Annotated in this window: 14 protein-coding genes; 4 read left to right on the forward strand and 10 right to left on the reverse strand. The window is 71.1% G+C overall.

Annotated features, from left to right (window positions below; all coding sequences use genetic code 11):
- The first annotated feature begins 21 nt into the window (after positions 1-21).
- Positions 22-546 (forward strand): beta-class carbonic anhydrase, encoded by a 525-nt coding sequence (locus ABH935_RS47060; RefSeq protein WP_370384560.1) that lies wholly within the window; start codon positions 22-24, stop codon positions 544-546.
- Here the strand turns inward: ABH935_RS47060 and ABH935_RS47065 are convergent.
- From ABH935_RS47065 to ABH935_RS47075, 3 genes are all read right to left on the reverse strand, one after another.
- Positions 533-946 carry a hypothetical protein gene (locus ABH935_RS47065; RefSeq protein WP_370384532.1) on the reverse strand — a complete coding sequence of 138 codons (414 nt, stop codon included), beginning with the start codon at positions 944-946 and terminating at the stop codon, positions 533-535. The genes ABH935_RS47060 and ABH935_RS47065 overlap by 14 nt on opposite strands.
- Entirely contained in the window at positions 838-3,573 is a 2,736-nt protein-coding gene (locus tag ABH935_RS47070) for a right-handed parallel beta-helix repeat-containing protein (protein WP_370384533.1), read from the reverse strand. Before ABH935_RS47070 ends, ABH935_RS47065 begins: the two co-directional genes overlap by 109 nt.
- A 247-nt stretch (positions 3,574-3,820) precedes the next feature.
- Positions 3,821-5,182, reverse strand: coding sequence for a hypothetical protein (locus ABH935_RS47075; protein ID WP_370384534.1), 1,362 nt, complete (start codon positions 5,180-5,182; stop codon positions 3,821-3,823).
- A 171-nt stretch (positions 5,183-5,353) separates the two neighbouring features.
- On the opposite strand from ABH935_RS47075, the gene ABH935_RS47080 reads away from it, so the two are divergent.
- The 3 genes from ABH935_RS47080 (at position 5,354) to ABH935_RS47090 (ending at position 9,005) form a co-directional block, all read left to right on the forward strand.
- Positions 5,354-5,788, forward strand: a complete 435-nt coding sequence (locus ABH935_RS47080) for a MarR family winged helix-turn-helix transcriptional regulator (RefSeq protein WP_370384535.1) — start codon at positions 5,354-5,356, stop codon at positions 5,786-5,788.
- On the forward strand, positions 5,788-7,497 hold the full coding sequence (locus tag ABH935_RS47085; protein WP_370384536.1) for an MFS transporter: 1,710 nt from the start codon (positions 5,788-5,790) through the stop codon (positions 7,495-7,497). The genes ABH935_RS47080 and ABH935_RS47085 overlap by 1 nt, the downstream gene beginning before the upstream one ends.
- A gap of 83 nt (positions 7,498-7,580) precedes the next feature.
- Positions 7,581-9,005, forward strand: a complete 1,425-nt coding sequence (locus ABH935_RS47090; protein WP_370384537.1) for an amino acid permease — start codon at positions 7,581-7,583, stop codon at positions 9,003-9,005.
- A gap of 33 nt (positions 9,006-9,038) precedes the next feature.
- Here ABH935_RS47090 and ABH935_RS47095 read toward each other — a convergent pair whose 3' ends face one another.
- From ABH935_RS47095 to ABH935_RS47125, 7 genes are all read right to left on the reverse strand, one after another.
- Positions 9,039-9,986: an alpha/beta hydrolase gene (locus ABH935_RS47095; RefSeq protein WP_370384538.1), complete on the reverse strand. Its 948-nt coding sequence runs from the start codon at positions 9,984-9,986 to the stop codon at positions 9,039-9,041.
- A gap of 113 nt (positions 9,987-10,099) precedes the next feature.
- The gene (locus tag ABH935_RS47100) at positions 10,100-10,822 is read right to left on the reverse strand and encodes an SGNH/GDSL hydrolase family protein (RefSeq protein ID WP_370384539.1); all 723 of its coding nucleotides are present in this window, start codon (positions 10,820-10,822) and stop codon (positions 10,100-10,102) included.
- Positions 10,810-11,412 carry a 4'-phosphopantetheinyl transferase superfamily protein gene (locus ABH935_RS47105; RefSeq protein WP_370384540.1) on the reverse strand — a complete coding sequence of 201 codons (603 nt, stop codon included), beginning with the start codon at positions 11,410-11,412 and terminating at the stop codon, positions 10,810-10,812. The genes ABH935_RS47100 and ABH935_RS47105 overlap by 13 nt, the downstream gene beginning before the upstream one ends.
- 50 nt (positions 11,413-11,462) lie before the next feature.
- Positions 11,463-11,645, reverse strand: coding sequence for a hypothetical protein (locus ABH935_RS47110; protein WP_370384541.1), 183 nt, complete (start codon positions 11,643-11,645; stop codon positions 11,463-11,465).
- Between the two features lie 339 nt (positions 11,646-11,984).
- Positions 11,985-13,265: a PLP-dependent aminotransferase family protein gene (locus ABH935_RS47115; RefSeq protein WP_370384542.1), complete on the reverse strand. Its 1,281-nt coding sequence runs from the start codon at positions 13,263-13,265 to the stop codon at positions 11,985-11,987.
- Positions 13,266-13,268: 3 nt separating this feature from the next.
- Positions 13,269-15,353, reverse strand: coding sequence for an alpha-hydroxy acid oxidase (locus ABH935_RS47120; RefSeq protein WP_370384543.1), 2,085 nt, complete (start codon positions 15,351-15,353; stop codon positions 13,269-13,271).
- Positions 15,354-15,367: 14 nt separating this feature from the next.
- A complete protein-coding gene (locus tag ABH935_RS47125) occupies positions 15,368-15,679 on the reverse strand; it encodes a phosphopantetheine-binding protein (protein ID WP_370354794.1) in 312 nt (103 codons plus the stop codon).
- Positions 15,680-15,698 lie beyond the last annotated feature (19 nt).

Here is a 15,698-nt window from a genome sequence, read left to right on the forward strand (position 1 = left end):
ACGGAGATCACCGTGACCAGAATGACTCCCCTCCTGGAGAACAACGAATGGTCCGCGCACGGCTTCACCCCGGTGCCGCTCAGCCCGCCGACCGCCCAGGTCATCGTCGTGACCTGCCTTGACCACCGGCTGGACCCGGCCCGGATCCTGGGCCTGGAACCCGGTGACGCCCCCGTCATCCGCAACGCCGGCGGACGCGTCACCGAGTCCGTCGTCGCCGACATCGCCTACCTCGGCTTCCTGGCCCGGCAGGTGTTCGGCGTCGAAGGCCCACTGTTCGAGATCGCGGTCATCCACCACACCCAGTGCGGCACCGGCTTCCTGGCCGACCCCGGCTTCCGCGACCAGGCCGCCGAGGCGACCGGCGTGCCCGCGCCGACGCTGGCCGCCAGCACGGTCGACGACCCGTCCGTGACGGTGAAGGAGGACGTCGAGCGCCTGCTCGGCTCACCCCTGCTCCCGCCCGGGACCACCGTCTCAGGGCACGTCTACGACGTGGACACCGGACGGGTCGCCATGGTGCTCGACACGCCTACCGGAACGTGAACCGATCGATGAGCAGGTACGCCCCGCTCTGCTTCACCAGCCGGATCGTGTGCACGCCGGGCGTGAGACCGTCGAGGTGGTAGACGACCTGCTGAACCTGCCGCGTCGGGTTGGCGGCGCTGACGGTCTGCCGGAGCTGGCCGTCCACGAACACTGCGATGGTCCCTTCATCAGTGTTCTTCTCCGTCACGAAGTCGACGCCGGTCCCGGACCACGTCGCGGTGACCGAATCGCCGTTGCCGGCCGTGTAGTGCACGCCGTCGCCGTAGTCACCGAGGCCGCGTCCGCTGCTCACGGCCCACGAGCCGCAGTAGCGCAGCGTGGCGTCGGTGTCGTCGATCGTCTTGTCCAGTTCGTAGCCGTCGATGGTGGCGTAGGTGCCGGACTGCTTGCTGAGCACGACGGTGTGGGCGCCGTAGGGCAGGTTCGATACACCGGCTGCTGGACCTGGCGCGCGCCGGTGGTCGAGGTGTCCACGGTGCCGGCGGCGGTGCCGTCCAGGGTCACGCCGAGGGTGCCCTGGTCGCTGCTCCGTTCGCCGAGGACGCGGATGCCGGTTCCGGTGAAGGAGAAGGTGACGCTGTCGCCGTTGGCGGTGGTGGCGTGCACGTCCTCGCCGAGGTCGCCGTAGTCGCGTCCGCTGTAGGACAGCCACGAGCCGGTGTAGGCGATCGTGCCGGGCGCCAGCAGCGAGCCGACGGCGCCGTCGTCGACCAGGTCGGCCTCGGGAATGGCGAGGCTCTTGTACGCGGGCTCCAGCCCCGCCGCGGCGACGATGCTCTGCGCGCCGGAGGGCCATGCGCCGCCGGTCACGTAGGTCATATTGGTGATGGGGACGTTGGTTCCGTTGTTATAGAGACGGGTGACGTCGCTGTAGTTGTCGTGCAGGGTGTCGTCGTGGATCGTCGGGGTCCACATGTTGGCCCAGTTCCCGGCGGGCTGGCTCACCACGTTGCCGCCGACGTCCCACCAGGAGCTGCCCTCGTCCAGGTAGACGCCGTGGCAGCCGGCGCTGGCGGCGGTGCAGGTGCTGAGCACGTTGCCGCTGAAAGTGGAGTGGACGCTGCCGTCGCCCTGGCCGCCGAGGGTGTAGACGAGGCCGCCGTCGTTGAGGACCCGCATGACGTCGTGCACGTAGTTGCCGGTGATGGCGTTGCCCCGGGAGTAGATGGTGCCGTGGCGGTCGCCGCCGTTGGTCGAGGCCCAGCCCCATCCCCAGCCCAGGGAGATGCCGGAGTAGGGGACGTGGGCGATGTCGTTGTGCGCGAGCGTGACGTTGCGGCCGTTGCCGACGAGGATGCCGACGCAGTCCTGGTATTCCTGGCCGACGTAGGAAATCGCGTTGTCGGAGATGGTGTCGCCGGAGGTCATGAGGGCCGGGTCGGCGAGGTAGAAGTCGTCGAACTCGCCGACGCTGACGCCGCTGCCTGAGGTGTCGTAGATCCGGTTGCCGCTGACGGTGCTGTCCTGGGTGCCGTTGGCGAGGTCGACGGCGGTGCCGCCGAGGTGGGAGAAGGTGCCGCCGGATATCTCGATGCGTTGGCCGCGGCTGACCTGCACGGCGGCGCCGACGCGGCCGGCCACCGCCGGGGTGCCGGTCCAGGTGACGCCGGCCTGGTTGTCGCGGTAGCCGTCCGGGCCGCTCGCGCCGAGCCAGGTGGCGTAGGAGAAGGTGATGCCGCGCAGGGCGATGTCGTGGACCGGGGCGATGGCGGCGGTGATCGGGACGTAGCCGTCGATCAGCAGGTAGGTGTTGTCCTTCTTCACCAGCCGCACGGTGTGCGTGCCCTGCGACAGGCCGGTCTTGGAGTAGACGACCTGCTGCGCGAGGCGCTCGGCGGTGCGGTTCGCGGTGACGGTGCGGTCGAGGACTCCGTCCACGTAGACGTCGATGCCGCCTTCGTCGTTGTTGGCCTCGGACAGGACGTCGATCCCGGTGCCGGTGAAGGTGATCGTCGCGGAGTCGCCGTTGTTGGTGGCGTAGTGGACGTCGTCGCCGAGGTCGCCGTAGGTGCGGCCGCTGCTGGTTCCCCAGCTGCTGCCAGAGTAGGCGATGCTGTGATCGGTGTCGTCGACCGGGGTCAGGTGGCCGGGGGTGCCGGCCAGGGAGACCAGGGTCTGGGTGGTCGGGAGTTCGACGTCGGCATTCGACAGGTTCTCACCGGCGCGCGGGATGTAGTACACGTATCCGGCTGCGGAGTCGAGGTAGAACTGGCCGGGCGCGGACAGCAGCGCGTAGTTGTTCTCGATCCAGCTGATCGTGTCCAGACCCGGGGATCCGCCGCCGTTGTAGGGGAAGTAGCCCGAGGGGTAGGGCGGGGCGCCGCCGTTGCCGAAGCACGGCTGCGCGAGCGTGAACGCCGAGCCGCCGCCGGCCGCCGGGGTGATCGCGGTGACCGGGCAGCGCAGCTCCTTCCAGGCGTTGAGGTGGACGATCTCGACGGCGGCCGGGTTGGACCAGCTGAGGTACTGCGGGTCGGCGGTGGTGAAGCCGGTCGCGGTGACCGTGAACCCGGCAGGGTTCACCGCGCTGCGGGCGCGCTCGGCGCGGACGCCGTCGACGAACAGCTGGCGCGACTGCGTGCCGGCCGGGACCGCAGCGCGGTAGACGCCCTTGCCCGAGTCGTAGAGCTGCCATCCGGAAACCTTCCGGCCACCGGAGAACACCGGCTTCTCCCCCGGATACGCCTGCCACACGACGGTGTGCCCATTGCTCCCGGAGTCCGCCGGGGTGAAGGAGAGCGGGGCCGACAGCTGGTAGGTGCCGCCGCGCAGGTCCACGGTGATGTCGCCGGACATGGCCGGCGCCAGGGCCCGCACGAGCTGCTGCGCGCCGGCGAGCGAGCACGGGGCGGCCAGCGTGCACGAGGCGCCGTTGCCGCCAGGGCTGGCGTAGAGGGTGGTGGCGGCGGCCCTGGCCTTGGCCGTCGCCGCCGCCGCAGTGGCCTGATGCGCGCCGACGGGCACCAGAGCTGCGGCGACGAGCGCCGCGCCGGTCCAACTGAGCAGTATTCGTCGCAGAGACATCCGATGACACTCTCCCGGAACGTGGGGTTTTGGCGGGACTGTGCGCGATCAGGGTGCGTATTCATTGGATGTTTTAGCAACACGTTCGCAACCTGGCAATCCCCCCCGTGACATTGATGTGCCGCCCTCGCCATCTGGCTCCGGACTGACCGACCGGACACGCTCCAGGAGCCGTGCACGCACCCGGCGGCCCTCGTCTCTACGAGGACCGCCGGGCGAGCTGTCATTCAGCGCGGCGAAACGCGCGTCACCGCGGCGGGAACTGCGAGTTCGGCGCCGGCGGCGCCAGGTTCGCCGTCGGCGGCTGGTTGATGTAGCCGAGCACCGCGCAGTCGATGTCGACGCCGACCGAGCCGAAGGGCTGCGGCCGGCCGGTCGCCGGGTCGACGCCGGTCAGCAGGTCGGGGCGGGTGGCGGCCAGGTTGAACACCTGGTTCTCGTCGATCTGGCGGGTGTTCAGGCCCTCCTGCACCGCCTTGTCGGTCCACAGGCCGAGCTGCGCGTCCCACAGCGGGCTGTAGGCCTTGGCGTGCCGCGGGTCCGTTTCGGTGGGGAAGTCGCCGAAGACGTTGAGGAGGTCTCCGCCGTTGCGCAGGTCGTTGATGAAGGCGGTGTCGCTGAGTGAGGCGTCCTTGGACACGTCGCCGTCAAGCGCCAGGTGCTGGAAGCCCTGGGAGTTGGGGTTGTTCGCCCCGGTCTGCCCGTTGATGAAGCCGAACAGGCGCTCGCGGGCCGAGCCGAGGAAGTCGTCGCCGCCGTTGAAGGACACGTTGTTCAACGCCGGTACGTAGGTGGCGCGCTCCAGGGTCGCGGTCAGCGGCTGGCCGGCGTCGGTGGAGATGTAGACGATCGGCTGGCCGGCGTCGAAGCCCTTGACGAAGAGCATGTCGACCCACGACTCGTTGAACTGCCCCTGGGGCGAGGGCGCCCCGATGTGGACGCCCAGCACGCGGTCGCCGGTGTCGGTGTGGTGGGTGACGTCGAACGGGCCGTCGCCGACGGCGACGATCGGCGCGTCGTAGACGGTATCCGAGCCGGCGATCTTGATGAAGGGGCTGTATCCGGGCCCTGCCACCGCGCCGGGCTGGAAGGTGGCCAGCGGGAACCCGTTCGGGCCGGGGACGGCGACGCGGGTCGGGCTGAAGTCCGGCGCGCCGGCGAAGTCGATGGTCGCCGGGCCGAACGGGTTGGCCTTCGGCGTGGGGTTCTCCAGTTGCACGGTCTGCACCGCGGCCCGGTTCCCGATGGCGATGTTGGCAAGCTTGGGCGCGTAGTTCACCCTCAGGTCGGCCGCAGCCCCCTCGTCGGAGGCGTCCAGCAGCACGTACCAGACCTTCTCCTCGTGCGCGGTGCCCTTGTACGCGATTCCGGGATACAACGGCAACCGCGCGGTCTCGTTGCTCAGGTTGATCTGGAGCGCGCTCTCCAGAGTCTGGTGGTCGGCGGGCAGGATGCCGGAGGTCTGCCCCAGGCTCCCGGGCGCCGACGTGGCGGCGGGCTTGGCCGCGGGCTTGGCAGCGGCGCTCGCCCCGGCGGGCAGGACGGCGGTGATCACTCCCGCCGTGGCTGCGGCGACAGCGGCCGCGACCAGCGCTCTTCGTTTCGACATCAACATCAAAGTGTTCCCATCGGGCTTCGGGGCGGCGGGATCTCCGCCGGCTCGTCAGCACGTTCGTGTCGGCAGACCACCGCGGCATTACGGCACGAGTTCTTACGAATGCGTGATGCCAGATCCGCAACCTAGATTGCCAATCCAGGTTTATCAATCTAGATTGTCCATATGGACTCCCCCCGTGTGGACGACCTGTCCACCGCGCTGTTCAGCGCGATCAGCCTCGTCGTGCGCCGCCTGCGCCAGACCGCCGCGCCCGGCGAGCCCTCGCTCCCGGAGCGCTCGGCGCTGGCGCGGCTGGACCGGAACGGCCCGGCCACCGCCGCCGAGCTGGCGCGGGTCGAGCAGATCAGCCCGCAGGCGATGGGCATCACGCTGGCCGCGCTGGAGGAGCGGGGGCTGGTCGAGCGGCGGCGGGACGAGGAGGACCGGCGGCGCTCGGTGACCGTCGTGACCGAGGCTGGGCGGGAGGCGCTGCGGCTCAAGCGCAGCGCCCGCGCCGCGGCCATAGCGGCCGGGCTGGCCGACGGGTTCACCGACGAGGAGCTGCGGACGCTGGCCGACGCGGCGCCCCTGATACAGCGCCTCGCGGAGAAGATCTGATGGCGGTCGCCACGGCCGCGGCGCCGACCACCGACAAGCGCTACCAGTGGGTCGCGCTGACCAACACCACCGCGGCGATGTTCATGTCCGCCCTCGATGGATCGATCGTCCTCATCGCGCTGCCGCCGATCTTCCGCGGCATCCACCTGGACCCGCTGGCCCCCGGGAACATCGTCTACCTGCTGTGGATGATCATGGGGTACCGCCTGGTGCAGGCGGTGTTCGTGGTCACCCTCGGCCGGCTCGGCGACATGTTCGGGCGCGTGCGCACGTACAACGCCGGGTTCATGGTGTTCACCATCGCCTCGGTGCTGTTGTCCTTCGATCCCTTCGACGGGACGCACGGCGCGATGTGGCTGATCGGCTGGCGGCTACTCCAGGCCATCGGCGGTTCGATGCTCACCGCCAACTCCGCGGCCATCCTCACCGACGCCTTCCCGCCCGAGCGGCGCGGCTTCGCGCTCGGCATCAACCAGGTCGCGGCGCTGGCCGGGATGTTCATCGGGCTGGTGGCCGGCGGGCTGCTGTCGGCGTGGGACTGGCGTGCGGTGTTCTGGGTGAACGTGCCGGTCGGGGTGTTCGGCACGTACTGGGCCTACCGGCGGCTGCGCGAGACCAGCCGGGCCACCGGCGGGCGGATCGACTGGTGGGGCAACGTCACGTTCGCCGTCGGGCTCGGCTCGGTGCTGATCGGCGTCACGCAGGGCCTGCAGCCGTACCACGGCAGTGCGATGGGCTGGGCGAACCCGAGCGTGATCGCGCTGCTGAGTGTCGGTGTCGGGAGTCTGATCGCGTTCTACTTCATCGAGTCGCGGATCGCCGAGCCGATGTTCGACCTGTCGCTGTTCAAGATCCACGACTTCACCGTCGGCAACGCCGCCTCGCTGGCGATCTCGGTGGCGCGCGGCGGGTTGCAGTTCGTGCTGGTGATCTGGCTGCAGGGCATATGGCTGCCACTGCACGGCTACGACTACAGCGACACCCCGTTGTGGGCCGGCATCTTCCTGCTCCCGATGACCGTCGGCTTCCTGATATCCGGGCCCGTGTCCGGCTACCTGTCCGACCGCTTCGGCTCGCGCGGCCTGTCCACCGCCGGCGCGGCCGTGTTCGGCTCCAGCTTCATCGGTCTGATGCTGCTCCCGGTCCAGTTCCCGTACTGGGCCTTCGCGTCCCTGATCGCGCTGAACGGCATCGGCAGCGGCATGTTCGGTGCCCCGAACACCTCCTCCATCATGAGCAGCGTCCCTGCCAGCAAGCGCGGCGCCGCCTCCGGGATGCGCGCCACGTTCCAGAACTCCGGCACCGCGGTGTCCATCGGCGTGTTCTTCTCCCTGATGATCGCCGGCCTGGCCTCCCGGCTCCCGCACACACTCACCACCAGCCTGCAGGCGCAGGGCGTGTCGGCGCACGCCGCGACGCAGATCGGGCATCTGCCGCCGGTCTCCTCCCTGTTCGCCGCGATGCTCGGCGTCAACCCGGTCGAACACCTGCTGGCCGGCGCCAACGCCCTGAACTCGCTGACCCCCGCCGCGCACGCCACCCTCACCGGACGCGAGTTCTTCCCGAACCTGCTGTCCGGGCCCTTCCACCACGGGCTGATCGTGGTGTTCTCGGTCGCCACCGGGCTGTCGGTGCTCGCGGTGGTCGCGTGCCTGCGCCGGGGGAAGGGACTGAACGTCAAGGAGGAAATCGCCGACGGCGACGCATGATCCGCTCTCGTTCGGAGCAATGACCGTACTCCTTCCGCGTGGCAAGTGATTGACACCCCGCGGCTGCGGATACACCGGGGAGCATGACGAACCCGCCCTCGACGCTGACCACCGACCGCGCCGAGGAGGAGCCGACAGGCAGCGACGCGGGGTACCAGAAGACGCTGGCGAACTTCCAGATCCAGATGATCGCCTTCGGCGGGGCGATCGGGGTCGGGCTCTTCCTCGGCTCGGCGGGGGCGCTGCACCGGTCCGGTCCGGGGCTGGTGCTCACCTACGCGCTGGCCGGGGTGTCGGCGTTCTTCGTGATGCGCGCGCTCGGGGAGCTGGTGCTGTACCGGCCCACGTCCGGGAGCTTCGTGGTGTACGCCAGGGAGTTCATCGGGCCGTGGGCCGGCTACGCCTGCGGGTGGATGTACTGGCTGAACTGGGCCATGACCGGCGTCGCGGAGCTGACGGCCGTCGGGATCTACATGCACTACTGGTTCCCGGCGCTGCCGCAGTGGCTCTCGGCGCTGGCGGCGCTCGGCGTGCTGCTCGCGGCGAACCTGCTGTCGGTGAAGGTCTTCGGCGACCTGGAGACCTGGTTCGCGCTGTGCAAGATCCTCGCGATCCTGGTCTTCCTGGTGGTCGCGGTCGCGCTGCTGTTCACCCACGCCGGGATCGGCACCCACCACGCCGGCTGGGCCAACGTCTCCGCCCACGGGGGGATGTTCCCGAAGGGCATGTGGGCGGTGCTGGTCAGCCTGCAGTCGGTGGTCTTCGCGTACGCCGCGATCGAGCTGGTCGGCATCACCGCCGGCGAGACGGCCGAGCCGCGCAAGGTGGTGCCGAAGGCGGTGCGCGCGGTGGTCTGGCGCATCGCCGTGTTCTACGTCGGCTCGATCGGGCTGCTGGTCCTGGTGCTGCCCTGGACGCTGTACCACGAGGGCGAGAGCCCCTTCGTGACGGTGTTCTCGATGCTGGGAGTGCCGGGAGTGGGCGGCGTGATGAACTTCGTGGTGCTGACGGCCGCGCTGTCGTCGACCAACTCGGGGCTGTACTCCACGGGGCGGATCCTGCGCGCGCTGGCGGAACGCCACGAGGCCCCCCAGTACGTCTCGCGGATGAACAGCCGCGGCGTCCCGCACGGCGGCATCATGCTGACGGCGGCGGTGTACCTGGCCGGCGTGTTGCTGAACCTCGTGGTCCCCTCGCGCGCGTTCGACATCGCGACGTCCACGGCGTCGCTGGGGGTGCTGACCACGTGGGCGACGATCCTGGTGTGCCAGGCCCGGCTCAAGGCGGCCTCGGAGCTGCCGGGGAGCCCCGTGCACCGGCCGGGGTTCCGGATGCCGGGGTCTCCGTGGACGAACTATGCGGTGTTGGTGTTCCTGGCCGGGGTGCTGGTGTTGATGGGCGACAGCTCGGACGAGCGGCCGGTGCTGGCTTCGGTGCCAGTGATCGTGCTGGTGCTGTGGGTGGGATGGCGGGCGATCAAGCGGCGGTTTCCGGTTGATGCGCTTTAGCTGCGCGGGGGCTCGAACCCCCGCGCGACCCGATCAGGACGCGACGGTGTTCATCGCGAACCACCCACGCAGCGCCCCAGCAGCCTGATCCACTGCATGCTGTGCCGCGTCGACCGTCCCGGTCATGGTGAAGAACCCGTGCACCATGCCCTCATACCGCGTGAGCTCGACGCTGACCCCGGCCGCCGCCAGGCGCCGCGCGTACGCCTCGCCCTGGTCCCGCAGCGGGTCGTACTCCGCCGTGATGATCAGCGCCGGCGCCAGGCCCGACAGGTCCGGCGCGAGCAGCGGCGAGGCGAGCGGGTTGAGCGCGTCGGCCTCGTCGGCCAGGTAGTGCTTGCGGTACCAGGACACGGAGCGGTGGTTGAACAGCCACGGGTCGACGTTCTCGCGCATCGAGCCCTCGACCGCGAGCTGGTCGGTGTTGGGATAGACGAGGAGTTGCCCGGCGAGGTCCAGCTTGTCGTCGCGCGCCAGCAGCGCGGCGACCGCGGCCAGGTTGCCGCCGGCGCTGTCGCCGGCGACGGCCAGGGCACCGGCGTTCGTGCCGAAGTCGTCCGGGTGCGCGGCGATGTGGCGCAGTACGTCGTGGCAGTCGTTCACGGCCGCCGGGAAGCGATGCTCGGGCGCCAGCCGGTAGCCGACCGCGACGACCTGGACCCCGGCCAGGTTGGCGAGCGAGCGGCACACGCCGTCGCTGGTGTCCAGGCCCCCGAGCGTCCAGCCGCCGCCGAAGAAATACAGCAGCGTCGGTAGCACGTGCTCAGCGCTCGGGCGGTACACCCGAACGGGTATGTCGCGCCCCTCCGCCGGGACCACCCGGTCGACCACCTCGTGCACCGGCTCCGGCTCGTGCGCCTCGGCCTGGATCGAAGCGAGGTCGGCGGCCCGCGCCTCGGCGAGGCTGAGGGTGTAGAGCTGCGGCGCGGCGGCCAGGACTCGGCGCTCGCGCATGGCCTGGATCTGGGGGTCGAGGGGCATCAGGGTTCCTTCGGGTGGAGCCGGAGCGGCTGATGGCTGATGGGGTGTGGTGCGGTTATGTGGTCGTGCGGCCCACATGATGTGGCTGACGGAAAGGCGCGCGCCCGCGCGTATCAGGGTGCGTGGATCGGCTGCCGCGCCGAACGCGGCGGGCGGAGAAACCTCCCGAGTGCGCGGATCGTCTCGGTCGCGGCGACGGTCTGCGCGCGGGCGTTGCCGTGCAGGCCGTCGGCGCTGGTGGAGTCCATGGCGGTGGCGATCGGGTGGTCGGCGAGGTCGATGTGGAGCGTGCCGGCGGCCGCCGCGACGGCGTTCGTGCGGGCGCCGAGGGCGGCCATGCGTTCGGTGCCGGTCGGGCGCAGCCACGAGGGCAGGCTCGGGTAGGCGGGCCGGACGAAGATCGAGACCGTGATGACCATCGCTCCACACTCTTGCAGAGCCCTGATAATCTCCGCCAGCTCCGCGTCCACCGCATCGGCACGCGCCTCGTATCCGGGACGTAGCGCATCGTTGGCGCCACAGGCGACCAGCGCCAGATCCGGCGCGAACGCGAGCGCCGGCTCCAGCTGCCCCTCGCGCACCTCGTGCGCGCGCAGGCCGCGCTGTCCCAGGTTCAGGTACGCGAGCCCGGGCCGGGAGCTCGCGAGCTCGGCGGCGACCCGGTCCGCGTACGGCATCTTGCTGTAGCCGGGCACGGGGTCGGCGACGCCCTCGGCGATGCTGTCGCCGAGCACTGCGAAACGCTGCCACGGATGGCCCGCGAGCAGCGCCCCCGCCTCACCGACACGCAGGCAGTGGGGATCGGCGGCCTCGGTCAGCACGGTCACGGCAGCCACTCGTTCACCTCGACCCGGAACTCATCGGCACCGGCCAGCGCCACCGCAGCGCGGAACCCAGCCGGCACCTCGACATCCACCACCCGATACACCCCCGCCGCGAACTCGACGGCCCCGCCCGGCGGCGTCAGCAGCGGCAGCACCTGCGTGAGGCGGCCTCCGGCAGCCTTGGTGACGGCCTCCTTGCGGGCCCACAGCCGCGCGAACGCGTCAGCGGGCTCGGCGGCATCGGCAACGTCCCGCGCCTCGGACGCCGGAAAGTAGCGCCGCGCCATGCCGAGCACATCCAGCCCCGGCACGAGCCGCTGGATGTCGGCGCCGACCGCGCGCTCGCGGGAGACGGCGATCAGGCATCGGCCGCCGGAATGCGAGAGGTTGGCATGGATCCCGGTCCACGGCCCGACCAGCTCCGGCTTGCCCTGCGGACCGACCTGCCACTGAAGCTCGGCAGGCGGCGCGCCAAGGCACTCGGCGACGATCCGCCGGACAGCCCCGTGCGCGACCACGAACCGCTCGCGCGCCTCGGCTGTCGAAAAACGCCCCGCCCGCCGACGTTCCTCGGCATCGAGGGTGGCCAGCAGGTCCGCCACCGCTGAGGAAGGGACATCGCCGACCAGCCACGCCGAGGCCACCTCGCCGCTCACGCCGAACCCGGGCTCGACTCGGCCTGCGCCAACACTGCCGCCGACCACGAGTCCGGAGCCGGCCGCCGCACCAAGTCCGGCCTCACCCCGAGCACCGCTCCCGGGCTCGACTCCGCCTGCGCCAACGCCACCGCCGACCACGAGTCCAGAGCCCGCCGCCGCACCAAGTCCGGCCTCACCCCGAACACCACTCCCGGGCTCGACTCGGCCTACGCCAACGCCACCGCCGACCACGAGTCCAGAGCCCGCCGCCGCACCAAGTCCGGCCTCACCCCGAACACCACTCCCGGGCTCGACTCCGCCTACGCCAACGCCACCGCCGACCACGAATCCGGAGCCAGCTCCCCCAACAAGTCCGGCCTCGCCCCGAGCACAACTCCCGGGCTCGACTCGGCCTACGCCAACGCTGCCGCCGACCACGAGTCCGGAACCCGCCGCCGCAACAAGTCCGGCCTCTCCCCGAGCACCACTCCCGGGTGCCGGTTCAACTCCAGCCGCCACCTCGCCCCGCACCCCGGTCACAGCACCCGATCCCGCACAAGCTTCCCCAACCGGCGCACGCCCTCCTCGATCCGAGGCGGCTCCAGCGCGCTGCATGACAACCGAATCGCCCGCTCGCCCCCGCCGCCCGCGTAGAAGAAGCCCATCGGTGTCCACAGCACGCCGTAGTCCCGTGCCGAGACCTCCACCAGCGCCTCGTCCGCCGCGAAGGGGACGTTCAGCACAGCGAAGAAGCCGCCGCTCGGCGTGTTCCACGTCATCCGCGGGTCGGCCTCGAACTCCAGCTCCAGGGCCGCCAGCAGGGCCCGCATGTTCCGCCGGTAGAACTCCGTCTTGGCCCTGTTCGCCGACCGCAGGCTGTACTCCGACTCCACCAGCACGCCGCCGACCACCGCCTGTGCGATCGGCGAGGTGTTCACCGTCAGCATGCTCTTGACCGTCGACAGCTCCTCGGCCAGCAGCGACTGCCGCCCGGCGGCGTCCACCACCGCCTGATCGGCGACCAGGAAGCCCACTCGCGCGCCGGGGAACACCGACTTCGAGAACGACCCCAGGTACATCACCGACTGGTCGCGGTCCAGCGACTTCAGCGTCGGCCGGGGCTCGTCGTCGAGCCCGAACAATCCGTACGGATCGTCCTCCAGGATCAGCAGCTCCGCCTCGGCGGCGACCTCCAGCAGCCGCTGCCGGACCGCCACCGGCATCGACACGCCCGAGGGGTTGGCGAAGTTCGGCACCACGTACAGCCCTCGCGGCCGCCGTCCCGACTCCCGCACCTCGCGCGCCACGCGCAGCACCGCGTCGGGGTCCAGGCCGTCGGCCGCCTCGGGCACGGGCACGACCTCGATCCCGAGGATCCGCGCCGCCCCGGCGAATCCCACGTAGCAGGGCTCGACGGCGAGCACCACGTCCTCGGGCCCGGCGCAGAGCCCGCGGAGCGCGATGATCATCGCCTCCTGACACCCGGCGGTGACCATCACCGCCTCGGCCGGCACGTCGATCCCCTCGTCGACGGCCAGCGTCCGGGCGATCAGGTCCCCGATCACGCCGTTGGTCCGGCCGTACTGCAGCAGCGTCCGATCGATCGCCGAGCCGGACAGCCCGGTGCTCGCCAGATGGTCGCGGTAGACCTGGAGGTACCGCTCGATGTCGTCCGCCACGTAGAACCCGTCGTACGGCCGCCCGGCCGCCAGCGACACGGCGTCCGGGAACCGCGCCGCGACCTCGTTGAGGAAGTTCATCGAGGCCGCGGCCGGGTCCCGCACGGCCACGTGCAGCTCTTCCCGCCGCCACCGCATGCTCTACAGCTCCGTCCGCGTGTCGAATCCGAACCGCACCGCACTGCGGTCGATGACCTCCAGCGACGGCCGCCCCGTCAACGCCATCGTGTGCGCCAGCTCCCCGGTCGCCAGATCCAAGAGCCCTGCGACCCCGGCCGCGCCGCCGACCGCCAGCCCCCACAGCACCGGACGCCCCAGGAACACCGCGGCCGCGCCGAGCGCCAGCGCCGCGAAGGCGTCGCCGCCGCTGCGCACCCCGCCGTCGAACATCACCGGGCACGCCCCGGCCACCGCCCCGACCACCTCCGGCAGCGCCACCAGGCTCGGCACCGCGCCGTCCAGCTGGCGTCCGCCGTGGTTGGAGACGATGATCGCGTCCGCGCCGTGCGAGACCGCGAGCCGGGCGTCCTCGGCGGTCAGGATCCCCTTGAGCACGATCGGCAGTTCGCTGCGCTCCCGCAGCCACGCCAGATCGGCCCACGTCACCGACGGATCGATGGCCTGCGCGGTGTGCACGGCCAGCGCCGACGTCCCCGCACCCCGCGTGTGCGCCGAGGCCATCAGCGCCGCGTCGAGGTTCACGGCCGCGCATTCCGGGCCGACGGCGAAACCGTTGCGCATGTCGCGCAGCCGCCGCCCCATCCGCGGGATGTCGACCGTCAGCACCAGCGCGCGATAGCCGGCCGTGGCGGCACGGTCGATCAGCCCGACCAGCGCCTCCCGCTGGCGCAGCCAGTACAGCTGGAGCCACAGCGGCCCGGAGGCCGAGTGCGCGATGTCCTCCAACGTGCGGCTGGCGAAGATGCTCACCACGTACAACGCGTCGGCCGCCCCGGCGCCCTGAGCCGTCGCGACCTCGCCGTCGGGATGCACCAGCCGATGATAGGCCGTGGGCGCGACGGCCAACGGCGTGCCGAGCGTCGAGCCGAGGATCGCGGTCCGGGTGTCGCAGACCTCTGTGTCGACCAGGGCTCGCGGCCGCAGATCGACGCGGGCGAAGGCGTTCCGGTTGGCCGTGACGGTCCGCTCGGAGTCGGCGCCGCCGTCGATGAAGTCCCAGATTTCGGGCGAGACCCGGGATTTGGCGGCCTGGAGATAGTCGGTGAAGCACAGCAACGGATCCGTGGTCTCCGGGCCGGTACCGCCCCGGCGCCCTCGGACGTCGACCGCCGCCGTACACAAGAACCCGAGATCCGGATCGGAGTCGGCGAGCACGATGCGACGCTCGCCGGGCTCGGCTTCCAGCGCCGCGACCAGCTCCCACCACACCCCGGTGTAGGGACGCCCCGGCGAGGCCAGCACCACGTCGGCGTGCCCGGCGAGCGCGTCGGCCTCGGCCTTGAGCACCGCGCCGAGGATGACGGTCCGCGCCTCGCCGAGCTCTTCGATCTCAGCACCCGGCGACCCCTCGCGCGCTCCGGCCCGCACCCGCACCGGTCCGAGCATCGCCACCGGCTCCGACGCGCTCGACGCACCGGCGAGACCCGCCACCGACACCCCCACCGGCACGCCGGCCTCGCCGACCAGCTCGTCGGCACCGTCCCCGCCGCCGTCGCCGAACAGCAGCGCGACCCCGCTGTGTCCGGACGGCATCGCGGCCGGCACCCCCGGGTCGTAGGCCAGCCACGCCTGTTCGACCACCACGAGCAGCGCCCGCCGGTAGTCGCCGCTGCGCGCGTACTCGCGGATCAGCCGCAGCCCGGTGAACCCCGCCGCGGTGCCCTCGTCGCTGATCGCGAAGGCCATCGGGCGGCCTGGGCAGACGTGGCTCAGGTAGGTGGTGGTGGCCCGGCCCGGCGTGATGTCAGGGATCGCATACGCCATCACCAGCAGGTCCACCCCCTCCCCCGCGGGCACCGCCAGCTCGATCAGCGCCTCGGCCATCTCCCCGTAGGACTGCCCGCGCGGGGCCAGCGCCCCGGGGTTCAGCGCCAGGCCGTGCGGTTGCAGCAGATCGGTCAGATAGACGTCGAGCCGGGCCGTGTGCGCCTGGTCCTGAGCCAGGCTCGACGGCCCGGGGAACGCCAGCCGCACCGCGCGGCGGATCCCCCACCGGTCGACCGGCTCGGCGGCGCTGCCGGCCCCGGGTGGAACAGTTGTGTGCATAGACTCCTCACACCTCAGTCTTCGGGGATCACGTTGCCGGCGACATAGTCGGCCAGCGTTCCGACGGTTTCGAAGTGCTCGCGGCCCAGATCCTCGACGCTGATCTCGACCTCCAGGTTCTCTTCCAGCAACAGCACGATCTCCAGCGCCCCGGTGGAGCTCATCCCCAGGTCCTCCATCAGGGTCGTGTTCTCCCCAGCGCCCTCGACCTCCCGCTTGAGGACGTCGGGCAGCAGACCGCAGACGGTGTCCACGATCCGGGCGCGGAAGACCGGATCGGCTTCCGCGATGGCGCCGATGTGCAGATCCAGACTCTGCTCCGTCATGACGGTCCTTTCCCAAAGG

This window comes from Catenulispora sp. GAS73 (genome assembly GCF_041262085.1).
Taxonomy (GTDB): domain Bacteria; phylum Actinomycetota; class Actinomycetes; order Streptomycetales; family Catenulisporaceae; genus Catenulispora.

What these genes read in the sequence shown, in the direction of transcription:
- ABH935_RS47060 (WP_370384560.1), top strand. Translation starts at nt 22, where the DNA reads ATGACTCCCCTCCTGGAGAACAACGAATGGTCCGCGCACGGCTTCACC.
- ABH935_RS47070 (WP_370384533.1), bottom strand. Translation starts at nt 3,573, where the DNA reads ATGTCTCTGCGACGAATACTGCTCAGTTGGACCGGCGCGGCGCTCGTC.
- ABH935_RS47075 (WP_370384534.1), bottom strand. Translation starts at nt 5,182, where the DNA reads ATGTCGAAACGAAGAGCGCTGGTCGCGGCCGCTGTCGCCGCAGCCACG.
- ABH935_RS47080 (WP_370384535.1), top strand. Translation starts at nt 5,354, where the DNA reads ATGGACTCCCCCCGTGTGGACGACCTGTCCACCGCGCTGTTCAGCGCG.
- ABH935_RS47085 (WP_370384536.1), top strand. Translation starts at nt 5,788, where the DNA reads ATGGCGGTCGCCACGGCCGCGGCGCCGACCACCGACAAGCGCTACCAG.
- ABH935_RS47090 (WP_370384537.1), top strand. Translation starts at nt 7,581, where the DNA reads ATGACGAACCCGCCCTCGACGCTGACCACCGACCGCGCCGAGGAGGAG.
- ABH935_RS47095 (WP_370384538.1), bottom strand. Translation starts at nt 9,986, where the DNA reads ATGCCCCTCGACCCCCAGATCCAGGCCATGCGCGAGCGCCGAGTCCTG.
- ABH935_RS47115 (WP_370384542.1), bottom strand. Translation starts at nt 13,265, where the DNA reads ATGCGGTGGCGGCGGGAAGAGCTGCACGTGGCCGTGCGGGACCCGGCC.
- ABH935_RS47120 (WP_370384543.1), bottom strand. Translation starts at nt 15,353, where the DNA reads ATGCACACAACTGTTCCACCCGGGGCCGGCAGCGCCGCCGAGCCGGTC.
- ABH935_RS47125 (WP_370354794.1), bottom strand. Translation starts at nt 15,679, where the DNA reads ATGACGGAGCAGAGTCTGGATCTGCACATCGGCGCCATCGCGGAAGCC.